Origin of the sequence: Peterkaempfera griseoplana (assembly GCF_001418575.1) — a bacterium.
GTDB classification, from domain to species: Bacteria; Actinomycetota; Actinomycetes; order Streptomycetales; family Streptomycetaceae; genus Peterkaempfera; species Peterkaempfera griseoplana.
In genome coordinates this window covers 1-22,905 of record NZ_LIQR01000089.1, presented here as the reverse complement: position 1 = coordinate 22,905, position 22,905 = coordinate 1, and the positions used below count along the sequence as shown (strand labels likewise).

Genomic DNA, 22,905 nt, shown 5'->3' with positions numbered 1-22,905 from the left:
GCCAGCAGGTTCACCACCGCGCTGTTCATGGCGTTACCCACGTTCTGGCCGTACAGGGTGTCCAGGAACTGCATCGCGTAAGCCGCCTTGTTGAAGGCCTGCAGCGCCGACTGGTTGTACGAGTCGGTGACGACCTCCTGGGCCTCCTTGTTCACCGGGATGGTGACGAACGCCTTGGCGTAGGCCTCCTGCTGGTCCTTGGTCACCAGGAACTCGAGGAAGCCGAAGGCCTCCTTCGGTGCGTTCTTGGAGAGCGAGTACCCACCGCCACCGCCCATGATGGCGGACGGGTCGCCCTGGCCGCCGGAGACGGCGGGGAAGGGGAACCAGCCCAGGTCGGGGAGCGGCTTCTGGTCCTTGGTCAGGCTGCCGATCACTCCCGGGTCCCAGTTGCCCATCAGCTCCATGGCCGCCCTGTGGTTGGCGAGCATGCCCGCGGACGACCCGGCGCCCTGCTGGGCCGAGGTGGTCAGGAAGCCCTTCTGGAAGGGGCTGGTCTTCAGGAAGGAGGACACATCCTCCCCGGCCTTGGTCCAGCACGCGTCGTCGAACTTGAGCGACTTGGCGGCGTTGTTCATGACGTCCTGGCTGCACTCGCGCAGGGCGAAGTTGTAGTACCAGTGCGCGGCCGGCCAGGCGTCCTTGGCGCCGACGGCGATCGGCGCGACGTTGATCTTCTTCAGCTTGTCGACGGCCGCGTTGAGCTCGTCCATGGTGGTCGGCGTCGAGGTGATGCCGGCCTGCTTGAACAGGTCCTTGCTGTAGTAGATGCCCTCGGGCTGGGTGTCCAGCGGCATGGCGTAGACCTTGCCGTCGATCGAGTTGCCGGCGAGCGCCGCGGTGCTGGCGTTGGTCTTGTCGGTGTCGGTCAGGTCCAGCGCCTGGATCTGACCGGCGTTGACCATGGCCTGCATCTTGCCGCCACCGCGCTGCAGGAAGATGTCCGGCGCGGAGTTGGAGTTGAGCGCGGTCTGCAGCTTGCCGTCCAGGTCCTCGTTCTGGATCGCCTGGATCTTGATCGTGACGTTCGGGTGCAGCGCGTGGTACTCCTTCACGGCGCTCTTCCAGTACTCGGCCCCCGGGCCGGGCTGCGCGTTCTCCCAGAAGGTCAGCGTGACCTTGCCGCCGCCGGACGAACCGCCGCTGCTGCTGCTCCCGCCGTCGCTGCCGCCTGCGCAACCGGTGGCAGCGAGCATCATGCCCAGACCGACCGCGACAACCGTAGCGCTGCGTATCTTCCTCGACATCGCTGAAACTCCCTGATCCGTGTCATGGACACATTGATGCGAATAGGTGTGCGCCAAGTGATGGCCTGTTGGGCACCGCAGGCCTCGTGCATACGCCGATCCGGGCGTCCGAGTGGCCGGCCGTGGCCGCAGCGAGGGCCGGACACATGCGCGAGGTCGTGACGATCACTCCAACCCCTGCTTCCCAGCCCCCGGCATGCGCGGGTGGACGTGCCGGGTGGACGGGCGTGACCGTACGGAGTTTTCTCCGTTACGGGGAGGTTCGATCGCTGGAGAGTACGCTCGCCGTCGAGCGGCAGTCAATGACTTGTTTCCGAAACTTCTCCGAAACTTATCAACGGCCGTCCGGGCCGACTATTCACGGCATGTCGGACACCTCCCTGATCGCCTCGCCCGGCCCCCCACCAGCGCCCGGCGATGCATTGACTCTCGATCAGCCCGACCCTGCGCTCACGGGACCTTGGCAGCCGTGCCGAAAATTTCGACCACCGCCCAGCCGCCGGCCGATCCTCGGCAACCCGGGACGGGGAGGGGGTGGAGCGCCATGTCGGCCCAGCGGAGTACGCCCCCGGCGCCGCGTTCTCCGCCAGGCGGTTCTGCGGAGCGGACGGTCGAGACGGCGCCCGGGCGCGCCGCAGCCGCCCTGCCGCGCCCAGCCGAGGTTCTCCCGGGCCGAGCGCCCTCCCGGGCCACCGCCAGAGCTCTCAGGCCCACCTGGGCCGTCGACGTGACCCAGGGCGTCGGTGCCCGCGGCCGGGCCGGAGCCACGCCCGGTGGCGCAGGCCTTGGCGGCCCCTGATTGACACAGTCGGCGCCAAGGCTCTCCCCACTCTCCGCGAGGTTGACGTCCGCTTGGCGTGGCCCTAAGTTTCCGCATCAGGTACACACGCTCGGACGCCGTTCGATATACCGGACACCACTACTGCTGACCTCTTCCTTCCGCCTCCACTCCCCCGACGACAAGGGCCTCCACTGCTCACAGACCACGCTGTCGCACTCCTCCAAGCCGCCGATGTCCGCGGGGTGCAGGGCCCGACCGGGCACCTGCCGACCGTCCGGGACCTCCGGCGGCGCCGGGGAGAGCAACCCTCCGCAGGTGCCGGGAACAACCGCCTTCCCGTCCTGAACCCGGACCTGGGACACCAGCCACGGCGAGACGGTCCGTGCGGGCCACGACCAGTCCCCGACCCTCAACCCGTGCAAGGTGCAGCCACTGACCTGTCAGAGGCCTAGGCGGTCCGACCCGGTCGACCGGCACCCCACGGAGCCACCCGCCGCGACCACGCCCGTACAGCAGCCGGAAGGGCGGGGGGCCGGTGCGCGGGGCGTCTCCCTCCCCACGAGGCGCCCTCCTCTATACAGAGGAGAACACCCCGCCGGATCCCGGCCCGACAGCCCGCTCCGACCGGCCGCTCACGCCGCTGCGGGGTGCGGGACACGGCGGCGGCCGACGGTGTCCGGCACTTCGGTACGGCGGCGGCCAGGGCCGGCCCGGCGTGTGCTCCCCACGGACGAGCGGACCACCCCGGCTCCGTCCCGACCAAGCGTGTCCCGACCGGCAGCGGGGGCCGACCGATCCGCGCCGGCTCGACCCGCTGGACGTGATGTCCCGCGCCGCGGCACTCGGCGCCCCTGTACGGAGCCCACCACCCGTCGACGCCGGAGGCGTTCTCCTCCCTCCGGGTGAGCGACTCGTCGGTCGCCGGCAGCCATGGGGGGCGGTGTCCTGGTGAACGCAGTCCCGGCCTGCTGCTGCCCCGTCCGGCCAGACCTTCGGACCATCCGGAAGCCACCGCCCGCAAGCGATCCGGGCTGTCCGTCGGCAATCTCGACCCCGCTCTTGACACCCCCGCCTCACACGCCTGAAACTTCCGACAACGCCCCACTGGAAGCGCTTCCAGCGCCCAGGGCGGCCCGGCCGTCCACAGGCCGACAGCTCCAGCTGATACACCCATCTGAGCCACACCGCGCACCCGCGATGCGTGCCAAGAATGGAAGCGCTCCCACACATGACTTCTGTCCAGGCCTCGCCGGCCGGCCTCTCCACGCCCTCCGCCGACGCAGCCCCTGCCGAGGACCTCCGCCGCTTCCCCGAGAACTTCCTCTGGGGCGCCGCCACCTCCGCCTACCAGATCGAGGGCGCGGCTCACGAAGACGGGCGAAGTGCCTCCGTCTGGGACACCTTCTGCCGCACGCCCGGCAAGGTGCACCGGGGCGACACCGGCGACTTGGCCGCCGACCACTACCACCGCTGGCGCGAGGACATCGCGCTGATGAAGGACATGGGCCTGAACGCCTACCGCTTCTCGGTCGCCTGGCCCCGGGTCCAGCCGACCGGGCGCGGTCCGGCGGTCGAGCGCGGTCTGGACTTCTACCGGCGCCTGGTGGACGAGCTGCTGGAGGCCGGGATCACCCCGCTGGCCACGCTCTACCACTGGGACCTGCCGCAGGAGCTGGAGGACATCGGCGGCTGGCCGCACCGTGCCACCGCCCAGCGCTTCGCCGACTACGCGCGGCTGACGGCCCAGGCGCTGGGTGACCGGGTGACCCACTGGACCACCCTGAACGAGCCCTGGTGCTCGGCATTCCTCGGCTACGGCTCCGGTGTGCACGCCCCCGGGCGCACGGACCCGGCTGACGCGCTGCGCGCGGCACACCACCTGAATCTGGCCCACGGTCTCGGTGTCGCGGCCCTGCGCGCCGAACTCCCGCGGACCGCCAAGCTCTCGGTGGCGCTCAACCTGCACCAGGTCCGGGCACTCACCACCAGCCCGGCGGACCTGGAGGCCGCACGCCGGATCGACGCGGTGGGCAACCGGGTCTTCCTGGGCCCGATGCTGCGCGGCACCTACGACCAGGACCTGCTCCAGGACACCGCGCACCTGGTGGAGTGGGACGACCTCGTGCGCCCCGGGGACCTGGAGGCCATCGCCGCCCCGATCGACGAGCTGGGCATCAACTACTACACCCCGGCCCTGGTCTCCGCCGGCGGCGGCGTCCGCAACGACGCCCACGGCAGGAGCGACCACTCGCCGTGGCCCGGTGCCGAGGACGTGGCCTTCCACCAGCCGCCCGGCGAACTGACCGCCATGCAGTGGAGCATCGACGCCACCGGTCTGCGCGACCTGGTCGACCGGGTGCACCAGGACCACCCGGACCTGCCCCTCATGATCACCGAGAACGGCATAGCCTGCGAGGACTACCTCTCGCCCGAGGGGCAGGTCAATGACACCGACCGGATCGCCTACCTGCACCAGCACCTGGGCGCGGTGCACCAGGCGATCGGGGCCGGTGTCCCGGTCGCGGGCTACTTCGCCTGGTCGCTGCTGGACAACTTCGAGTGGGCCTACGGCTACGCCAAGCGCTTCGGCCTGGTCTATGTCGACTTCCCGTCGCAGCGCCGTACGCCGAAGGCCAGCGCGCACTGGTACGGCCAGGTCATCCGCCGCGGCGGCATCTCCCGGCTCCCCTGAGCCGCCCGCCTCACCCCTGATCCGCCCCCTGATCCGCCCCCTGATCCGCCGCCGTGCGGCGCGCTGCGCCGACCACGCGCCGCACGGCGGCAACCAGGTGCTCCAGTGCGGGGTGCTGGAGCACCTGGTAGGGGCTTCCTGGGCCCCGCGGGGCCGGTGCGGCGACACCGTACGCGGCAGGAGCGCAGGAGGCCGCCACGGTGGCCCACCGGCAGTAGCCAGGCCGCCGGACGCACCCGCGCGGGCGGCGTTCGCCCGGCGGCTCGGCGTCCTGCCCGGGCACCTGAGGGTGGGGATCCGGCGCGCTGCCGCCGCGAGCCGCGGACGCCACACGTCCGCTCCTCGTCGCCACGGCCCTGGCCCCGCGACACCCTCCCCCGCTCCGGGCCCGGCACGGCGGGCCCGGTCTGCGGCGCCGCGTACACCCGTGAGGGCAGGACGCTCGGCAACTGCGGGCGGCCGCCGCGTCGTTGATCGGTGGGGCCGACAGCCCGTCACCTCCTGAACGCACTCCCGGATCGCCGGCGCGACCCGGAGTGCATCCCCCGGCCGACCTGCGCTGCGCCGGCCCTGCCCGGGCCCGGACGGCTGATGACCGGCGCGGCAGCCTGCAGTGCGGCCCGCCGCCCCTGTGCTCCCGGGCCCGTGCGACGTGCGCCGGAAGCGCTTACGAAAGCCGGTGCAAGCACCGTACCGGTTTCGGGCCCTGAATGGCCTTCACTCCAAGGGAAGCCGTCCGTACAGGGAAAATCACATCAACGTAACGTCCACGACATCAACCCTTGCACGCTTATCGGCCTGGGCCTAACTTCATCGCGAGCCCTTGCGCGGAAGCGCTTACGGATCGCGCTTGGTTCCGCCCGGAGGCAACCCATGGATACACGATCCAAACCCGACACTCCCCCGACGATCTACGACGTCGCGCGTCGGGCCGGTGTGTCCATCGCCTCCGTGTCCCGGGTGCTGAACGGGCGGGACAACCCGCGCCCGGCCACCCGTGACCGTGTGCTGAGCGCCATCGCTGAACTGGGCTTCGTGCCGGACGGGGCGGCCCGCGCACTGAGCAGCCGACTGAAGCACGTGGTGGGGGTCGTCTTCCGCCGCGTGTACGGCACCGACGACGGGGGGACCTTCGCGGACGAATCCGAGAGCCTGCTCTTCGGCGACCAGCTCAACCGAGGCATCGAGATCGCGGCTCAGCGCAGCGGCTTCGACCTGCTGGTGTGCTCGGTCAACATCGACGAGCGCACCCTGCCCGACCGGATCACGACCATCGCCGGCAAGTGCGACGGGCTGATCCTGCACGACCAGGTCCTGTCCGCGGCCGGGATCGCCACCATCGCCCGTACGGTGCCGGTGGTGACCCTGGCCGGCGCCGGCGGCGGGGCCGTGTCCAACATCCGCAGCGACGGTGCCGGAAGCATGCGTGAACTGGCCCGCCACCTGGTGGTGGACCACGGCTACGGTCGACTGGCCTACATCGCCGGCCACGCCGACAGCCCGGACAACGTCGTCCGGGGCCGATCGTTCGCGGACGAGGTGCACGCCCTGGGCGCCGAGTGCCTGACCGGACCGGCCTGGCAGGGCGACTACTCCGCTGCGGGCGGTGTGGAGATCGTCCGGGGCCTGATCGCCCTCGGGGCGACCCTGCCGCGGGCCATCGCCTGCGCCAACGACCAGACCGCCCTGGGCGTCAGCCACGCCCTGACGGAGCACGGCCTCGACGTCCCCGGTGACGTCGCGGTCACCGGCTTTGACGACCTGCCCTTCGCCCGCCACCTCCGGCCACAGCTGACCACCGTGCGTCAGCCCATCCAGGAGATCGGCGCCAAAGCATTCGAGGTCCTGCACACGATGATCACAGCAGACAACGCGTCAGCGGACGCGACCGAGCCACCGGCGGAGATCGTGCTGCCCACCCGGCTCATCCGCCGCGAGAGCTGCGGCTGCCCGCCCGAGCCCGCCGCGTCGCGCCTGCGGCGCCCCATAGGCTGAGGAGAGCCGACGATGCGGACCATCTTCCGCCGCCTGGGCTTCTACGTCCTGGCCGCCTACGCCGCGGTGACGCTGAACTTCTTCCTGGTGCGCATGCTGCCGGGCGACGCCCTGCAGAACGTGCTCTCGAAGCTGCGAAGCGCCGCCATCACGCCGGAGGAGCTCAAGGCCCTCGCCGCGCAGTACGGCCTCGACTCGCACCAGAGCCTGGCCTCCCAGTACTTCTCGTACCTGGGCAACCTGCTCCACGGCGACCTGGGAACCTCGACCTCCAAGGGCGTCCCGGTGACCGCGGTACTCGGCACCGACCTGCCGTGGACCATCGGCCTGGTGGGCTCGGCAACCGTGATCGCCTTCGTGTTCGGCACACTCATCGGCATCGTCGTCGGCTGGCGGCGCAGCGGCTTCTTCGACGCACTGCTGCCGGTGGCGACCTTCTTCCAGGCCGTGCCGTACTTCATCCTCGCCTTCCTGCTGCTGCTCACCCTGGGCTTCTACGGCAAGGTCTTCCCGTACGCCCAGGGCTACGACACCGGGAACCCGGATCTGGTGCCGGGCTGGAACGGGACGTTCATCACCAGCGTGGTCGAACACGGGGCACTGCCTGCGGCCACGGTCGCGCTGGCCTCCATCGCGGGCTGGATCATCGGTATGCGCAACGTGATGCTCACCACGATGGACGAGGACTACGTCCTGGTCGCCGCCGCCAAGGGCCTGCCGCAGTGGAAGGTCGCCGGGGTGGCCGCCCGCAACGCGATCCTGCCGAGCATCTCCAACTTCGCCCTGTCGATCAGCCTGGTGGTCGCCGGCTCGATCGCCACCGAGATCGTGTTCTCCTACCCAGGTCTCGGCTACGAGATCTACCAGGCCATCCTCACCGGCGACTATCCGCTGATGCAGGGCATCCTGCTGGTCGTCATCTTCACCGTGCTCGGCGCCAACCTGCTGGCGGACATGGCCTACGTCGCCCTCGACCCGCGCGCCCGCAAGGAGTCCTGAGCCATGCGCATCCTCCGCTCAACCAAGGTCGTCGTCGGCCTCTCCCTGCTGGCCTTCTTCGTTCTGCTCGCCGTCGTGGGCCCCTTCGTGGCGCCGCACGCGCCCGACTGGCAGGCCAACACCACCAGCGGCGTACCCCAGCCGCCCTCCTCCCACTTCTGGTTCGGCACCACGCAGAAGCAGGAGGACGTCTTCTCCCAGGTGCTCGCCGGCGGCCGGGACACGCTGCTCATCTCGCTCCTCGCGGGCCTGATCGCGAGCGCGCTGTCGATCCTGATCGGGGTCTCCGCCGGGTACTTCGGCGGTGTCGTCGACGAGGTCCTCTCGGTGCTGTCCAACATCTTCCTGGCGCTGCCCGGTCTGCTGATCCTGATGGTGGTCATGAAGCCGCTGCCGCCCCAGGACACCAGCAATCCGTTCCTGATCGGCGGGGTGATCGCGCTCACCGCCTGGGCCTGGGGTGCGCGTGTCCTGCGGGCGCAGACCCTGTCGCTGCGCAACCAGGACTACGTGGAGTCGGCCCGCGTCATCGGCGAGCGCAGTCCGCGGGTCATCGTCTTCGAGATCCTGCCGAACCTGCTGCCGATCCTCGCCTCGTCGTTCATCTTCACCGTCATCTACGGCATCGGCGCCTATGTGTCGCTCACCTGGCTCGGCGTCATCGGCGTCCCGTCCGGCGTGGTCACCTGGGGCACCATGCTCAATGTCTCGCAGGCGTCCGGTTCGCTGATCAGCGGCTGGTGGTGGTGGTACGTGCCGCCGGCGCTCTGCGTCGCCGGTGTCGGCATCGCCCTGGCGCTGCTCAACTTCGGCATCGACGAGATCGTCAACCCGCGCCTCACCTCGGCCCGCACCGGCCGCGGCAGCGGTGTCAAGTTCCGCCTCGGGCTGACTCCGGTCCTGCAGTCCGCCCCGACGAAGGGAGACGCCAAGTGACCGCCAGCGGCCACCTCGGCGAACCGGTGCTGGAGATCCGCGACCTGTGCGTGGACTACGGCGTGGGCAAGAAGGCCGTACGCGCCATCACCGATGCCACCCTGACCCTGCACCGCGGTGAGGTGCTCGGTCTGGCCGGAGAGTCCGGGTCGGGCAAGTCGACCCTCGCCTATGCGCTGACCCGGCTGCTGCGTGCGCCCGGCGTCATCACCGGCGGTCAGGTGCTCTTCCACTCCCGCCCGCAGGGCAGCGACACCACGCGGACCGTCGACCTGCTCGCCGCGGGCGTCGAGGAACTGAGAGTGGTGCGCTGGTCGGAGCTGTCCGTGGTGTTCCAGAGCGCCATGCACGCGCTCAACCCGGTCGCCCGGATCGATGCGCAGCTCACCGACATGCTGAAGGTCCACCGCAGGAAGATGACCGCCGAGCAGCGCAAGGAGCGGGCGATCGAGCTGCTCCGCATGGTCGGCATCACCTCGGACCGGCTGCTGAGCTACCCGCACGAGCTCTCCGGCGGTATGCGCCAGCGGGTGATGATCGCGATGGCGCTCGCCCTGGAGCCGCAGGTCGTCCTCATGGACGAGCCGACCACGGCCCTGGACGTGGTCACCCAGCGCGAGATCCTCGAAGAGCTCATGCAGTTGCGTCAGCGCCTGGGCTTCGCGGTCATCTTCATCACCCACGACCTGTCGCTGCTGATCGAGCTGGCCGACTCCATCGCGATCATGTACGCGGGCCGGATCGTGGAGCGCGGCGGTGCACAGGAGCTGTTCCACTCCCCGCGGCACCCCTACACTCTCGGTCTGATCAACTCCTTCCCCGCCCTGCACGGCGAGAAGGTCCGCATGGAGGGCATTCCCGGCTCCCCGCCGGCGCTCACGTCACTTCCGGGCGGCTGTGCCTTCCACCCGCGCTGCACGTTCGCCCTGGACCGCTGCAGCGAGGAGATCCCCGTACTGCAGCGTCCGGTCGCCGACTCGGACGGCACCGAGCGCACCGCCGCGTGCTGGCTGCAGACCGACGGGCAGACCGTCCCCCAGCAGCTGGCCCTGCCGGCGTCGGCGAAGCTGCCCGCCCCGCGCGGTGAAGCCGCCGGAGCAGAACTGCCCGAGCCCGACGGGAGCATCAAGTGACCACCCCGACCACGGAGACCACCCCCCGGGTGGTGCACGGCCCCAAGCGCCCCGGCACGCCGGCGCTGGAGGCCCGCAACCTGACCAAGCACTTCCCGGTGCACCAGTTCCGCGGCCGCCAGGTCGTGCACGCGGTCGAGGACATCTCGCTGGCGCTGCCGGAGGGCACCGTCACGGCTGTCGTCGGCGAGTCCGGCTCCGGCAAGTCCACGCTGGCGCGGCTGCTCACCCAGCTGATCACGCCGACCTCCGGTGAACTGCTGCTGGACGGCAAGCCGGTCGGCACCTCCGCCAGGGAGCGCCGCGCCTACACCAGCCAGGTGCACCTGGTGCTGCAGGACCCGTTCTCCTCGCTCAACGGGGTGCACAGCGTCCGCTACCATCTGGAGCGTCCGCTCAAGCTGCACCGCAAGCCCGGCCGCGGCGAGCTGGATGCGCTTGCCAAGTCCCTGCTGGAGCGGGTCGCGCTGAGCCCGGCGGAGAACTACATCGACAAGTTCCCGCACGAGCTCTCGGGCGGCCAGCGCCAGCGCGTCGCCATCGCCCGGGGCCTGGCGGTGCAGCCCCGGGTGCTGCTCGCCGACGAGCCCGTCTCGATGCTGGACGTCTCCATCCGGCTCGGGGTGCTCAACCTGCTCGACGACCTGCGTGAGCGGGAGCGGCTGGCCATCCTGTACGTGACCCACGACATCGCCTCGGCCCGCTATCTGGCGGACACCGTGGTGGTGATGTACGCAGGTCAGGTCGTGGAGTCCGGGCCGGCCACCCAGATCACCGACTCCCCCGCCCACCCCTACACCCAGCTGCTGCTCAGCGCCGCACCGGACCCCAGCCGGACCGAGCCGGTGGAGTTGCGCGGCCGCGGGGCCCCGCCGAGCCTGGTCGACCCGCCGAGCGGCTGCCGGTTCCACCCGCGTTGCCCGTTCGCGATGGCCGTCTGCAAGGAGACCGCACCGCCTGCGCTGCCCGCCGGGGGCGACCAGGTGGCGGCGTGCTGGCTGCTCAGCCCGGACCACGCACCCACCACCGCTGCCGACGCGACCCCGTCGGCAACGGACGAGTAGTACATCGAGGAGAGGCCATGGGAGACCCCGCCAGAAGTCGGCACCGGGACCCGCCTGCGGGACCCGGGCGTCGTCCGACCTCGCCGCAGACGAGGACGGACGACGAAGCCCCGGTGGAGCGGCAACTCCGCCACGGCAGGAATCCGAACCCCCGCGGTACCGCAACCAGCACGTTTGGCAAGTCCGGACACAAGGAGCGTACGTCAATGAGTCGCAAGACCACTATGAGGGCCCTCGCCGTGGTGGCGGTCGTCGGCCTCGGCATGACCGCCGCCTGCACCGACTCCAGCAGCGACAACAAGGGCAAGTCCGGCGGGTCCTCCAAGGGATCCTCGGCCCCCAAGACCCTGGTGGTCGAGGACGCCCCGGTCCCGTCCTTCACCGAGAACTTCAACCCGTTCACCACGGCTTCCTTCAGCTCCATCGAGAACGCCAACTCGCTGGTCTTCGAGCCGCTGTTCCAGTTCAACACCCTGGACGCCAGCTCGGCCCCGATCCCGTGGCTGGCCAAGAGCTTCGCGTGGTCCGACGGCAACAAGACGCTCACCCTGAAGCTGCAGGACGGCGTCAAGTGGAGCGACGGCCAGGCGTTCTCCTCGGACGACGTGGTCTTCACCTTCAACCTGCTGAAGCAGGACGGGGCGGCCAACACCGGCGGCACCCCGATCCCGGACAGCATCAACGCCTCGGACGCCAGCACCGTGGTGCTGAAGTACAAGGACCCGCAGGCGGCCAACTTCATCGGCATCGGCAACCAGCTGATCGTGCCCAAGCACATCTGGTCCAGCATCAGCAAGCCGTCCGCCGCAGTCATCAAGTCCGACCAGGCCATCGGCACCGGCCCCTACCTGGTCGACAAGTTCAGCGCCCAGAACATCACCTACAAGGTCAACCCGTCGTACCGGCAGGGCGAGCCCTCGGTGAAGGCGATCTCCTTCCCGGCCTACGCCACCAACGACACCGCACTGCTGGCGATCACCTCCGGCAAGATCGACCTGACCGGTAACAACATCGCCAACGTCCAGAACGCCTTCGTGGCCAAGGACCCGGCGCACAACCACCTGTTCATGAAGGACAAGCCCTACTTCCCGTCCGGGAACACGGTCACCCTGACCCTGAACCTCAAGAGCAGCAGCGCGCCGGCCCTGGCCGACAAGGCCGTGCGCCAGGCGATCAGCGCCGGTCTGAACCGCGCGCAGTACGCCACCCAGTGCGAGACCGACTACGAGCTCCCGGCCATCTCCTCCGGCGGCCTGCTGCTCCCGGCCGACCAGAAGTCGCTGGACCCGAAGCTGGCCAACGACCTGAAGCCGACCGCGGACGCGGACAAGGTCACCTCGATCCTCACCGGTGCCGGCTACAAGAAGAACGGCTCCGGCAAGTGGGAGAAGGACGGCAAGACGATCAAGTTCACGATCATCGACCCCAACTCCTTCACCGACTACTGGTGCGCCGCGGGCGCCATGGCCAAGGACCTGAACGCCGTCGGCATGGACGTCTCCACCAACGGCCAGTTCGACTTCAACAGCTGGAACACCGCCATCACCTCCGGCAAGTACGACGCGGCGATCCACTGGGGCCAGGGCGGCACGCCGTTCCAGCGGCTGCAGTACCTGATCGACCCGGCCCTGACCGCCCCGGTCGGCCAGACCGCCGCGGAGAACTTCAGCCGTTACGACAACCCGGCGGCCGCCGCCGCGATCAAGGCCTACCAGAACTCGACCGACGAGGCCTCGGGCACCGCCGCGCTCAAGACGCTGCAGAACCTGCTGTCCACCGACGCCCCGGCGATCCCGGTGCTCTACGGTGCCGCCTGGTACGAGTACAACGACACCAAGTTCACCGGCTGGCCGAACTCGGACGACCCGTACATCAACCCCGGCCCGAACAGCCAGGCCTACGAGTACATGATCCTGAAGCTGAAGCCGCGCAGCTGACGCCCCGCAGGACGCCCCGCCCGTCCGCCGCCGCGTGAACGGCGGCGGACGGGCGAAGCACACCGCAGCACCCGACCGCTCCGTGGAGCGGTCGGGTGCTGCGGTTTCGTCCGGTCGTGAAGGCGTCAGACCCCGGTGATGGTCCACTGGTTGTTGGTGCTGCCGTTCGGGGCCCAGAGCACCGTGCTGGAGCCGACCGTGCTGTTGCCTGCGCCGTCCAGGGCGGTGCCGGTGCCCCTGTTGACGATCTGGTAGCGGCCGTTGCCGACGCTGTTCAGGCTCCACTGCTGGTTGTTGCCGCCGTTCCACGGCGCCTGCAGAGCGGTCGCGCCGTTGGCGGTGTTGCCCCAGCTGTCGGCGACCATGCCGTTGGTCCGGTTGACGATGCGGTACCACCCGCCGCCGAGGGCCACGAACTGCCACTGCAGGTTGCTGCTGCCGTCGTAGTTCCACTGCTTGAGCGCGGACCCGGAGGGGACGCTGCCACCGCTGTCGAGGACCAGGCCGGTGGTGACGTTGGCGACCTTCACCCAGCCGGTCGGGACGGCCGGCGCGTTCAGCGCGGGGATCTGGCCCGAGAAGGTCAGCTTGACGGTGTAGGCCAGGGCGCTGAAGGGCGGGTTGGACGAGGGCATCGAGAAGTGCAGCCCGGACGCGTCCTGGCTGGGCCGGGGCAGGGAGGTGTAGGAGCCCGCCGTGTTGTTCAGCAGTTGCGCCGAGACCAGGTTGCCCATGTTGATCCGGTTGGAGTTCAGTGTCTGGACCGTCATCGTGCTGCCCTGCCAGCCCAGCGCGGTGACGTACAGCACGGTGTTGTCCTGGCTGCGGGTGAACCGGATGTCCTGCGGCGTGCCCGCGCGGGGGGCGGAGAAGGAACTGCCGCCCATGGCGGTCGGCCCCTCGCCGTATGACGACCAGATCCGGGTGGCGTAGATCGCCTCGCCGAAGCGCCCGAGCCAGTCGCCCATGCCCAGCAGCAGCGACTGCTGGTCGGAGGGAATGGTGCCGTCGGCCATCGGGGCGATGTTCAGCAGCAGGTTGCCGCCCTTGCTGACGTGGTCGATCAGCGAGTGCAGCATGGTCTTGGTGTCGTACAGGCTGATGCCGCTGACGTAGCACCAGCTGCTGGGAGAGACGCTGTCGTCGGTCAGCCAGTAGGGCGTGGCGATGTCGCCGGCCCCGCCGCGCTCGTAGTCGAAGACCTCGCCGCGGTTGTCGTAGCCGTCCTTGTAGGTGGCCACCACGTCCCTGTTCCAGGCGACGGCCTGGTTGTAGTAGTACGAGAGGAACTGCAGCCGGTAGGACTCCTGGACTCCGTTCAGATCGAAGTCCTCCCAGATCAGGTCGGGCTGGTAGCCGTCGATCACCTCCTTGAGCTTGGCGTACCACAGCGCGTTCTCCGCGGCGTCCCCCTGCTGACCGAACAGGATGCGCAGGTTCGCGTCGCTCTGGTACGGCACGTGGTCGTAGTAGCCGAGGAAGTGGTACGCGTGGTGCATCGAGCACATGAACTTCAGGCCCTGGCCGCGGATGGCCTGCGCATGCAGTCCGAGCAGGTCCAGCTTGGGGCCGCGGGCCACCGAGTTCCACGGGTTGACCTGGCTGTTCCACATGGAGAAACCGTCGTGGTGCTCGGCGACCGGGCCGGCGAACTTCGCCCCGGCGGCCTTGAACAGCGCGGCCCAGGCGGCGGGGTCGAAGTTGCCGCCCGCGGACTTCAGCTTCGGCGCGAACTGGACGTGGTTGCCGGCCTTGTCGCGGCCGCCGTCGATGAACAGGTTGTACGGCCACGCCGACGGGTCTCCGTAGGTCGCGGTGTGGTGCTGGTTCTCGGCCGAACCGCTGATGTACATGTTGCGCGGGTACCACTCGTTGCCGAAGGCGGGAACGCTGAAGGCGCCCCAGTGGTAGTAGATGCCGAACTTCGCGTCCTGGAACCAGGCGGGGGCCGGCGGGTGCTGGTCGACGGAGGACCAGCTCGCGGTGTAGCTCTGCGGACCACTGGTGGCGTAGGCGGTGGGGAAGCGCAGCAGACTGGCGCCTCCCAGGGCCGCGGCGGTGGTGAGCAGCCTGCGGCGGCTCATGCCGGATGACGGGGACATGGACGGGCTCCTCTGGGAAGTCGGTGGGACGGGCGACGTCCCGGGCGGCGGCTCGGGGTGGACGGCGCCGCCGCCCGGGGCGTCGGGGCGGGAGCTATCGCAGGGTCCACTGCTGGTTCGAGCCGCCGGTGCAGGTCCACAGCTCGACCTGGGTTCCGTTGGCGGTACCGGCTCCGGTCACGTCGAGGCAGAGCCCCGACTGGACTCCGGTGATGGTGCCGTCGGGGTTGGGGATCCACTGCTGGTTGGGTCCGCCGTTGCAGGACCAGACGACGACCTTGGTGCCCGCGGTGGTGCCCTGTCCGCTGGCGTCCAGGCACATCTGGCTGCCGCCGCTGTAGACCGTGAACTGCCCGCTCGCGGTGTGCGTCCAGGTCTGGTTCGAGCCGCCGTTGCAGTCCCAGATGTCCGTCTGCGTGCCCTGGGTGGTCGACGCGTTCGGCACGTCCAGGCAGCGGCCGGCGCTCACCGAGCGCACCGCTCCGGTCGTACCGGGGTTGCCGCCGGCGGCGGGGGTGATGGACAGGTTGTCGAACTGGGCGGTCTCGCCCTGGCTGGTGGCGTAGCCGACCTGTCCGGCGCCCCACGAGTAGTCGGTGGCGGAGCCCACGTTCGTCCCGTCGATCGCCGCGGTGACGGTGTTGCCGGAGAAGGTCAGGGCGAGATGGTGCCAGCGCCCGGTGCCCAGAGCCGCCACCGTGCCACTGGCCAGGGTGGAGTTGTTGTTGTTGGTGTCGGTGCGCAGGAGCGACCAGCTGCCGGTGTCGGTCACGTGCAGGGCGTAGGAGTTGAGGCCGCCGGCGCCCGTGTACGACTGCGAGGTGGCGCGTCCGATCAGACCGGCGTAGCCGGACTTCTCCAGCATGACGTCGGAGGCGACGGTGTAGTTGGTCCATCCCACGTCACCGAGCAGGGCGTGCGGGTCGGAGAGCGAGTCCCAGGTGATGGGGGTCTGCGCGCTCATCTGGCGCACACACTGGCCGGTGCGGCCGCCGCCGCAGCCGGTGGCCTCGAAGGCGCCCTGCCAGTCCATCAGGTACTTGGCCTCGGTGCCGCTCGTGTACCCGTCGAACGTGTCGCTGTAGGGCAGGGACAGCGATCCCGACGCGGGGGAGGTCGCGGTGCCCTTGCCCTGGCCGGTGGTCGTGGTGAGCGTGTAGACGTAGCCGGGCTGCACGGTCAGGCTGTAGCTGCCGCCCGACGGGGTCAGATCGGCTGCGTGGACCAGGTAGTCGGCGGAGTTGCCGCTGCCCAGGTTGGTCGACCAGACGTGCACCGTGCCGGTGGACAGTCCCCCGGTGACGTTGAAGGTGAGCCGCTGCGGCCCGGTGGCGTCCGCGGTCTCGATGACCGTGGAGTAGTCGGTCTTGTCGGTGGACTTCAGCGTGACGTAGCTGCCGTTGCTCCGGTTGCCGCCGATGTATCCGCTGGAGGCGTCCAGGTACTGCCAGCCCGGTGCGGTGAACTGGCTGGTCTGCGCCGTCACCCAGGCGTTCTTGCCGATGGAGTACGAGCCCGACCACGGCTGCGAGGCCAGGGCGACGCCCATGGTGGGATAGGGCAGGTTGGGGGTGAGCGCGGCGACCACCGGCCAGTTGAGGTAGGCGGTCATCTTTCCGTCGATGTAGCCCCGGTTGATACCGCGGGCCAGCGCCTGCGCGCCGCCGTTGTAGTCGTCGGAGCCGTTCTCACTGGCCCACAGCGTCTTGCCGGAGGAGGTGGCGGCGGACGGCACGGAGCAGTTCGTCTGGGCCGAGCGGTAGCCGCAGGGGTAGTGCGTGCCGATGATGCTCACCGCGGAGGCGAAGGCCGGGTTGGAGTTGATGTCGTTGGCCACCGACCAGTCCGAGTCCGCCGCCACGATCTTGACGCTGCTGTAGCCGTTGGAGTTCAGGGCGCTGCGGAGCTGCTCGTACCAGGAGACGTTGTAGCCGCGCTCGTTCCAGCCGCCGAGGTAGTCGATGGTCAGGTTGTGCTGTTTGGCGCAGCCCAGCCATGACACCAGGTAGTTGATGGTGTCGGTCGACCAGAAGTTGCCGCCGCCGATCCATCCGGGTGCGCCCCAGGCGAGCCCGTACAGCTTGATTGCGGGGTTGCGGGCCTTGGCCTGCTCCATCAGCCAGAACTCGTAGCCGGCGTTGCAGTTGATCGTGCCCCTGGTGTGCTCGATGCTCGGCTCCGCGCCGGAGGTCGAGTTGGTGTCGCCGCCGATCTCGGCCTTCAGTATCTGGAGTGCGGCGCCGTAGCCGGGCTTGAAGAGGTAGTCCAGGATCTGGCCGCGCTGGGGCTCGGGATAGTCGATCAGCAGTCGGCTGTTGCCGCCTCCTCCGCTGATCGCTCCCACCCCGTCGAACTGCCGTCCGGTCGAGGATCCGTTGAGGGTGATCGAGGCGTCCGCGTACGCGGGTGCCGCCACGGCGACCAGGGAGCCGGCCACGGCCAGGAGGAGGCCGACCAGCAGTCCGGTGAGACGGCGTGTTCGTCCGACGCCGATCTGACGTTTTCTCATGTCGATGCCTTCCGTCGAAGGGTCTGGTGCTGCTGGGAGCCGCGCCGCACGACCGGTCCCCGCCACCGGGCGGACTGGACGGGCGGCGCGGACCCCGGGCGGGTGATCGGGCTGCCGCCGGCGGCGTTCGGCCGGCGGGCGTGCGGGACCGGGGGCCGGCTCGGCCGCCCCGGTCCCCGAACGGCCTTACCTGCCCGGCGTGCCGGTCAGCTGAGGCTCCACTGCTGGTTGGATCCGCCGTTGCACGTCCACAGCTCGGCCAGGGCGCCGTTGGCGGTGGAGGCTCCGGTGACGTCCAGGCACAGGCCCGACTGGGTGCCGGTGATGGTGCCGTTGGAGTTGACCGTCCACTGCTGGTTGGCCTGGCCGTTGCAGCTCCAGATCTCGACCTTGGTGCCGTTGGTGGTCTGGTTGTTGTAGGCGTCCAGGCACATCTGGCTGCCGCCGGAGTACACCGTCAGCTGGTTGGAGGACGTACGGGTCCAGGTCTGGTTGGCCTGGCCGTTGCAGTCCCAGATCTGCAGCTGGGTGCCGAGGGTGGTGGTCGAGTTGGGTACGTCCAGGCACTTCCCCGCACCCACGGCGCGCAGCGCGCCGGTGGTGGTCCCTCCGCCGTTGCCCCCGCTCGTGCCGCCGCTGGTGCCACCGGCGACGCGGTACATGACCGTGCCGTGGGCCGGGACCGAGGCGCTGATCGTGCCCGAGGTGGACGAGGTCGCCCCGGACCAGAGGTCGGTCAGCGTGTAGGCCGACGCCCCGGTCTTGCCGACCGCGGCGGCGCTGGTGGTGATGGTCGCGGTGGAGCCGGTCTCGTTGAACAACGCCACGGAGACGTCCCCGTTGGCCAGCGGCTTGGCGAGGACGTCCAGTCCGCCGGAGGAGGAGACCATGGTGCCCTGCTTGCCCAGCGGGTCCTGGTCGACCGCGATCACCTGGGAGTTGGTGAGGACGGAGAGGGTGGCGGAGCTGGCCGAGGCGATGTTGGTCCCGGCGATCAGCGGGGCGGCCATCTCCGCCCAGAGGCTGAACTCGCTGCGGTTCTCGGTCGCGGTCAGCGAGCCGTTGCCGATCTCCAGCATGTCGGGGTCGTTCCAGTGGCCGGGTCCGGCGTAGGCGGCCAGGCCCACGTTGCTGTGGAAGATCGACAGCATGCTGGAGAAGCTGGCGTTGATGTCACCGGTGGTGCGCCAGCTGTTGCCGACCCCGGCGCCCCAGGTCCAGACGTTCTCCTGGCCCCAGTTGCACAGGCTGAACAGGATGGGCCTGCCGGTGGCGGCCAGGGCGTCGCGCATGGTGATGTAGCGGCTCTGGGCCGGTGCCTCGCTCCCGTTGGAGCAGCTGTTGAGTGCGCAGCCGGGGCCGGCGTAGCAGTTGTCGTACTTGAGGTAGTCCACGCCCCAGGACGCGAACGACTGGGCGTCGGTGGTCTCGTGACCCAGGCTGCCGGGGTATCCGCCGCAGGTCTGCAGACCGGCGTCCTCGTAGATGCCCAGCTTCAGGCCGAGCGAGTGGACGTAGTCGGCGGTGCCCTTGATGCCGTCGGGGAACTTGGCCGGGTCCGGCACCAGATGCCCGCCGGAGTCACGGGAGTGGGTCATCCAGCAGTCATCGATGTTGACGTAGCTGTAGCCGGCGGCCTGCATGCCGTTGGTGTGCATCGCCTGGGCGGTGGACTTGATCAGTGACTCGGAGACGTTGCAGCCGTAGGCGTTCCAGTCGTTGAAACCCATCTGCGGGGTGAGCGCCAGCCCGTTGCCGAGCGCCGCCGCGGGCGCGGCCGAGCCGAGCGCGAGCAGCGGGGCGGTCAGGCAGAGAAGCGCGATCGAGAATGCGATCGCCAGCGTCCTGCGGCAGCGGAACTGCGCCGCGCGTCGCCATGGACGGCCGGCTCCGGAATTGCTGGTGGACATGATGCGTCGGCTCCTGGGTGGTGGGTGAGCGGACTCTGTCTCTGTGGACCGCGCCTTCCCGGGCGGCCCCTTGTCCGGCGGTCCTCCTCCCGGACGGAAGGAGGACCGCCGCCCCTCTTCGGTCCCGCGCGGACCTCAGCGGTAGCCGGCAGTGGTGATGCTGGCCTGCACGGCGTTGTCGGTGGCGTCGGAGGGGTAGCCGGAGACGATGGCGCCCTCGTAGAAGGTGCCCGCGCTGAGGTTGGCGCCGCCGCCCGGCTTGCAGCAGTCACCACCGCTGCCCAGCACGATGGCGCCCTGCTTCTTCATGGGGCTGTATCCGCTGGGGAGGCCGCCGTTCCACAAGGTGGTGAGCGCGCCCGTCTGCGCGTCGGCCCCCTTGAGAGCCAGCCGCGACGTCCCGTCGTTCTTGAGCATCGCGGTGACGAACTTGCTGGAGAAGGCGCGCTGACCGGTGTTCCAGCTCTGGCTTCCACCCGAGTACAGGCCCCACTCGAGATCGGCCTGGACCCAGGGCCCGCTGCCGCTGCAGCCGCCGAACCAGCACTCGGTGCCGAAGTTGATCGCGTCCATCGCCCCGGCGGCGTCGGCCTTGCGGTCCGTCTCACTGTTGCCGTAGTCGAAGCAGCAGCCGCCGTTGACGTGGGTGCCGCTGGTCACCATGTAGGCGCCTTCCGGTGCGGCGCCGGTGGGTACCCCTGACAGGTGGCCGTCGTGCCAGTAGCTGTTCCCGGGGTTGATGTAGAGCGAGTACGCCTTGCTGCCGCCGGCGGTCAGCGACTCGGAGGTCGCCTTGGCCGGGCTGCTCTGGCTCGACCCGGGCACCTGGGCGGATCCCTGGTACCAGAGGTCGTTGCCCTTTCCGGACTGGTCGTAGACGACGGTGATCACACAGGTGGTCCCGGCGCAGAACGAGTCCTGCGCCGCCGCGTTGGCGAACCCGCCCTGGACGAGCAGTCCGATGTCCCTGGTCGTGTTGTCCGACGCACGCCGGACCTGGTACAGGTTCCCGCTGTACGAGCCGTAGAGGGCTCGGACGGTGCTGTGCGCGGCCACACACGGCGTACCGCCCGCGGCGTAGATGTCGCAGGGGCGTGAGCCGTCGGCCGGCGGTGCCGACACGTTCCACTTCTGGTTGCTCTGGCCGTTGCAGGTCCACAGGGTGACCGCGGTGCCGTTGGCGGTACCGGCCCCGTTCACGTCGAGGCACAGTCCGGACTGGACCCCGGTGATGCTGCCGTCGGAGTTCTGCCGCCACTTCTGGTTGGACTGCCCGTTGCACGTCCAGATCACGGCCTGGGTCCCGGGAGCGGTCCCGCTGTTGGAGGCGTCCACGCACCGGGTGCCGCCGAAGGTCCTCAGTTCACCCGCCGACGTGAACTCGAACGCCTGGTTGGACTGGCCGTTGCAGTCCCAGATCTCCAGGGGCGTCCCGGCGGTGTCGACGTTGCCCTTGACGTCCAGGCACCGGCCCGAGGCCGCACTCACCAGGGGCGCCGTCACCGCCGACGCGGGCTCGGACCACGTCAGTGCGGTCGCGAGCATGGTGGCCAGCAGCGCCAGCACACATGCGACGGCCGCCGCCGGCGAGCGGGAGGTGCGCAGCGCAGGTCCCGGAGGTCTGACGGATGAAGGTGGCATGTTCGAGTCCTTTGGGTCCTTTGGGTGGGAAAGGAGGAACACGGCGGCTGGGACACCCATGACGCCTGGTTGTTAGCGCTAACATGGGTCACTGATCACGCCTTCGTACCGACCGCCGAAGGCGCGGCACCCAGCAAGCACGTCCGCGGCTCGGCCGCTCGGCCGCTCGGATGCCTGGAATCCGAGAGTGCCGAGCGACATGGGATGACTGTATAGGTCGGGTACCTGACAATGTCCATACCCATGACGCGTCTTCTCTCATCCGCTGGGAGCCGACCGCGCGTTCCCGGCACATCCGGACACCTCGGGCAGGAGCCGGCCGTCGTCGATCGCGGACGGAGATGGGATCGATCGCCGGCCCCGGTCGTCCGCGAAGCCGCCTACGCTCCCGACATGCGCCCCGCCGGGGCACCCTCGACGGCCCGGTCGTGGTCCAGATGTTCGCGCAGCCAGCGCTCCGTCGCGCTGACATGCATCAGCGCGGCGGCTTCGGCAAGCGCGGCGTCCCGTGCGGCGAGCGCGGCATAGATCGCCTCGTGTTCTGCGATGGCGCGGCACCCGGCGTCGTCGTCGACGAGACCCCGCCACACCCGGGCGCGCACCGTCCGGCTGGAGATCCCGTCCAGCAACGTGGCCAGGGTGCTGTTCCCCGCCGCCGCGATCACCGCCCGATGGAAGGCGGCGTCGTGCTCGTTGAGCAGCTCCACGTCGTCGCAGGCGCGCCTCATCGCGTCCAGGTGGTGTCCGACCTCGGCCAGGGCGTCGTCGGAGATCCGGCCGGCGGCCAGTCCGGTGGCGACGGGCTCGAACAGCCGGCGGACCTCGGTCAGCTCCAGCAGTGTGTCGCCCCGCAGCAACTCCACCGCCGAACCGAGCCCCTGCAACAGCAGTCCCGGCTCCAGGCTGGTGACATAGGTGCCGTCCCCCCGCCTGATCTCCAGCACCCGGGCCACCACCAGCGCCTTGACCGCCTCACGCATCAGGTTCCGTGAAAGGCCCAGCTCGGAGGCCAACTGCTGCTCCGGCGGCAACTTGGCCCCCGGCGGCAGCTCACCGGACTGGATGAGCTCGCGGATGCGCGCGATGGCTTTGTCGGTCAAGGACATGGCTCGAACCATTCTCCCGGTCAGGCCGGGCGAGCCTAACAGGTCATCCCACCTCTCAGCGGCCTGTGTCCGTTCTCCCTCCGTCCCGTCCCCCGGGGGGCCCGTGTGCGCCGCCTCGCCCCGTAGGGCGCGCGGCGGCCGGGCCCGGTCCGGCGCCCGTACCCGTGGCCGGCGGCGTTGCCCACCCCGTGGCCGGCGGGAAGGCCGGCCACGGGGCGGCAGTGCTCGGCGCACCGGTCAGTTGAGGCTCCACTGCTGGTTGGATCCCCCGTTGCACGCCCAGAGTTCGGCCAGGGCGCCGTTGGCGGTGGAGGCTCCGGTGACGTCCAGACAGAGGCCCGACTGGGTGCCGGTGATGGTGCCGTTGGAGTTGACCGTCCACTGCTGGTTGGCCTGGCCGTTGCAGGTCCAGGTCTCGACCTTGGTGCCGTTGGTGGTCTGGTTGCCGTAGGCGTCCAGGCACAGCTGAGTGCCGCCGGAGTACACCGTCAGCTGGTTGGAGGACGTACGGGTCCAGGTCTGGTTGGCCTGGCCGTTGCAGTCCCAGATCTGCAGCTGGGTGCCCGCCGTGGTGGACGAGTTGGGCACGTCCAGGCACTTCCCCGCACCCACCGCGTGCAGCGCACCGGTGGTCGCACCTCCGCTGGAGGAGACGCCGTACCCGGCGGCGGTGATGTTGGACTGGACGGCGTTCTCGGTGGCGTCCGACGGATAGCCGGAGGTCATCACACCCTCGTAGAAGGTGCCCGCGGAGCCGTGGCTGTTGTCGCCGCCGATGCCGAGGATGATGGCGCCCTGCTTCTTCATCGGGTTGTAGCCGGAGACGTTGGGGCGTGCCCCGTTGTAGTACGTG

General features: G+C 69.7%; 14 protein-coding genes. 7 read left to right on the top strand and 7 right to left on the bottom strand.

The annotated features are described in order from the left end of the window. On the bottom strand, nt 1-1,247 hold a 1,247-nt coding region (locus AOK09_RS07235; protein ID WP_055586287.1), incomplete at its 3' end, for an ABC transporter substrate-binding protein. A gap of 2,009 nt (nt 1,248-3,256) precedes the next feature. Between AOK09_RS07235 and AOK09_RS07225 the strand changes: the two genes are divergently transcribed. The 7 genes from AOK09_RS07225 to AOK09_RS07195 all read left to right on the top strand — a co-directional run bounded on the left by AOK09_RS07225 (nt 3,257) and on the right by AOK09_RS07195 (nt 12,784). Continuing rightward, nucleotides 3,257-4,720: a GH1 family beta-glucosidase gene (locus AOK09_RS07225; RefSeq protein ID WP_055586285.1), complete on the top strand. Its 1,464-nt coding sequence runs from the start codon at nt 3,257-3,259 to the stop codon at nt 4,718-4,720. A gap of 873 nt (nt 4,721-5,593) precedes the next feature. Continuing rightward, entirely contained in the window at nt 5,594-6,715 is a 1,122-nt protein-coding gene (locus tag AOK09_RS07220) for a LacI family DNA-binding transcriptional regulator (protein WP_055586284.1), read from the top strand. A gap of 12 nt (nt 6,716-6,727) precedes the next feature. Then, nucleotides 6,728-7,714, top strand: coding sequence for an ABC transporter permease (locus AOK09_RS07215; protein WP_055586283.1), 987 nt, complete (start codon nt 6,728-6,730; stop codon nt 7,712-7,714). A 3-nt stretch (nt 7,715-7,717) separates the two neighbouring features. Next, complete coding sequence (locus AOK09_RS07210) at nt 7,718-8,650, top strand: ABC transporter permease (RefSeq protein WP_055586282.1); 933 nt, start codon at nt 7,718-7,720, stop codon at nt 8,648-8,650. After that, nucleotides 8,647-9,783, top strand: coding sequence for an ABC transporter ATP-binding protein (locus AOK09_RS07205; RefSeq protein WP_063795868.1), 1,137 nt, complete (start codon nt 8,647-8,649; stop codon nt 9,781-9,783). The genes AOK09_RS07210 and AOK09_RS07205 overlap by 4 nt, the downstream gene beginning before the upstream one ends. After that, nucleotides 9,780-10,847 (top strand): ABC transporter ATP-binding protein, encoded by a 1,068-nt coding sequence (locus AOK09_RS07200; RefSeq protein ID WP_407675364.1) that lies wholly within the window; start codon nt 9,780-9,782, stop codon nt 10,845-10,847. The genes AOK09_RS07205 and AOK09_RS07200 overlap by 4 nt, the downstream gene beginning before the upstream one ends. A 206-nt stretch (nt 10,848-11,053) precedes the next feature. Continuing rightward, nucleotides 11,054-12,784, top strand: coding sequence for an ABC transporter substrate-binding protein (locus tag AOK09_RS07195; protein WP_157875819.1), 1,731 nt, complete (start codon nt 11,054-11,056; stop codon nt 12,782-12,784). A 125-nt stretch (nt 12,785-12,909) separates the two neighbouring features. On the opposite strand, the gene AOK09_RS07190 is transcribed toward AOK09_RS07195, so the two are convergent. The 6 genes from AOK09_RS07190 to AOK09_RS07165 all read right to left on the bottom strand — a co-directional run. Further along, complete coding sequence (locus tag AOK09_RS07190) at nt 12,910-14,886, bottom strand: alpha-L-fucosidase (RefSeq protein WP_055586280.1); 1,977 nt, start codon at nt 14,884-14,886, stop codon at nt 12,910-12,912. Between the two features lie 94 nt (nt 14,887-14,980). After that, nucleotides 14,981-17,395 (bottom strand): ricin-type beta-trefoil lectin domain protein, encoded by a 2,415-nt coding sequence (locus AOK09_RS07185; RefSeq protein ID WP_055586279.1) that lies wholly within the window; start codon nt 17,393-17,395, stop codon nt 14,981-14,983. A 206-nt stretch (nt 17,396-17,601) separates the two neighbouring features. Beyond that, complete coding sequence (locus AOK09_RS07180; protein ID WP_055586278.1) at nt 17,602-19,305, bottom strand: glycoside hydrolase family 27 protein; 1,704 nt, start codon at nt 19,303-19,305, stop codon at nt 17,602-17,604. A gap of 135 nt (nt 19,306-19,440) precedes the next feature. Beyond that, nucleotides 19,441-20,868: an arabinofuranosidase catalytic domain-containing protein gene (locus AOK09_RS07175; RefSeq protein ID WP_217698394.1), complete on the bottom strand. Its 1,428-nt coding sequence runs from the start codon at nt 20,866-20,868 to the stop codon at nt 19,441-19,443. Nucleotides 20,869-21,326: 458 nt separating this feature from the next. Beyond that, entirely contained in the window at nt 21,327-22,052 is a 726-nt protein-coding gene (locus AOK09_RS07170) for a FadR/GntR family transcriptional regulator (protein ID WP_055586277.1), read from the bottom strand. A 237-nt stretch (nt 22,053-22,289) separates the two neighbouring features. Next, nucleotides 22,290-22,905, bottom strand: a 616-nt coding sequence (locus AOK09_RS07165; protein WP_175609271.1) for an arabinofuranosidase catalytic domain-containing protein, incomplete at its 5' end; no start/stop codon positions are given.

Bases quoted from the DNA above. Each gene is read 5' to 3' on its own strand.
- AOK09_RS07215 (WP_055586283.1), top strand. From the start codon at position 6,728: ATGCGGACCATCTTCCGCCGCCTGGGCTTCTACGTCCTGGCCGCCTAC.
- AOK09_RS07170 (WP_055586277.1), bottom strand. From the start codon at position 22,052: ATGTCCTTGACCGACAAAGCCATCGCGCGCATCCGCGAGCTCATCCAG.
- AOK09_RS07210 (WP_055586282.1), top strand. From the start codon at position 7,718: ATGCGCATCCTCCGCTCAACCAAGGTCGTCGTCGGCCTCTCCCTGCTG.
- AOK09_RS07225 (WP_055586285.1), top strand. From the start codon at position 3,257: ATGACTTCTGTCCAGGCCTCGCCGGCCGGCCTCTCCACGCCCTCCGCC.
- AOK09_RS07185 (WP_055586279.1), bottom strand. From the start codon at position 17,395: ATGAGAAAACGTCAGATCGGCGTCGGACGAACACGCCGTCTCACCGGA.
- AOK09_RS07220 (WP_055586284.1), top strand. From the start codon at position 5,594: ATGGATACACGATCCAAACCCGACACTCCCCCGACGATCTACGACGTC.
- AOK09_RS07190 (WP_055586280.1), bottom strand. From the start codon at position 14,886: ATGTCCCCGTCATCCGGCATGAGCCGCCGCAGGCTGCTCACCACCGCC.
- AOK09_RS07180 (WP_055586278.1), bottom strand. From the start codon at position 19,305: ATGTCCACCAGCAATTCCGGAGCCGGCCGTCCATGGCGACGCGCGGCG.
- AOK09_RS07195 (WP_157875819.1), top strand. From the start codon at position 11,054: ATGAGTCGCAAGACCACTATGAGGGCCCTCGCCGTGGTGGCGGTCGTC.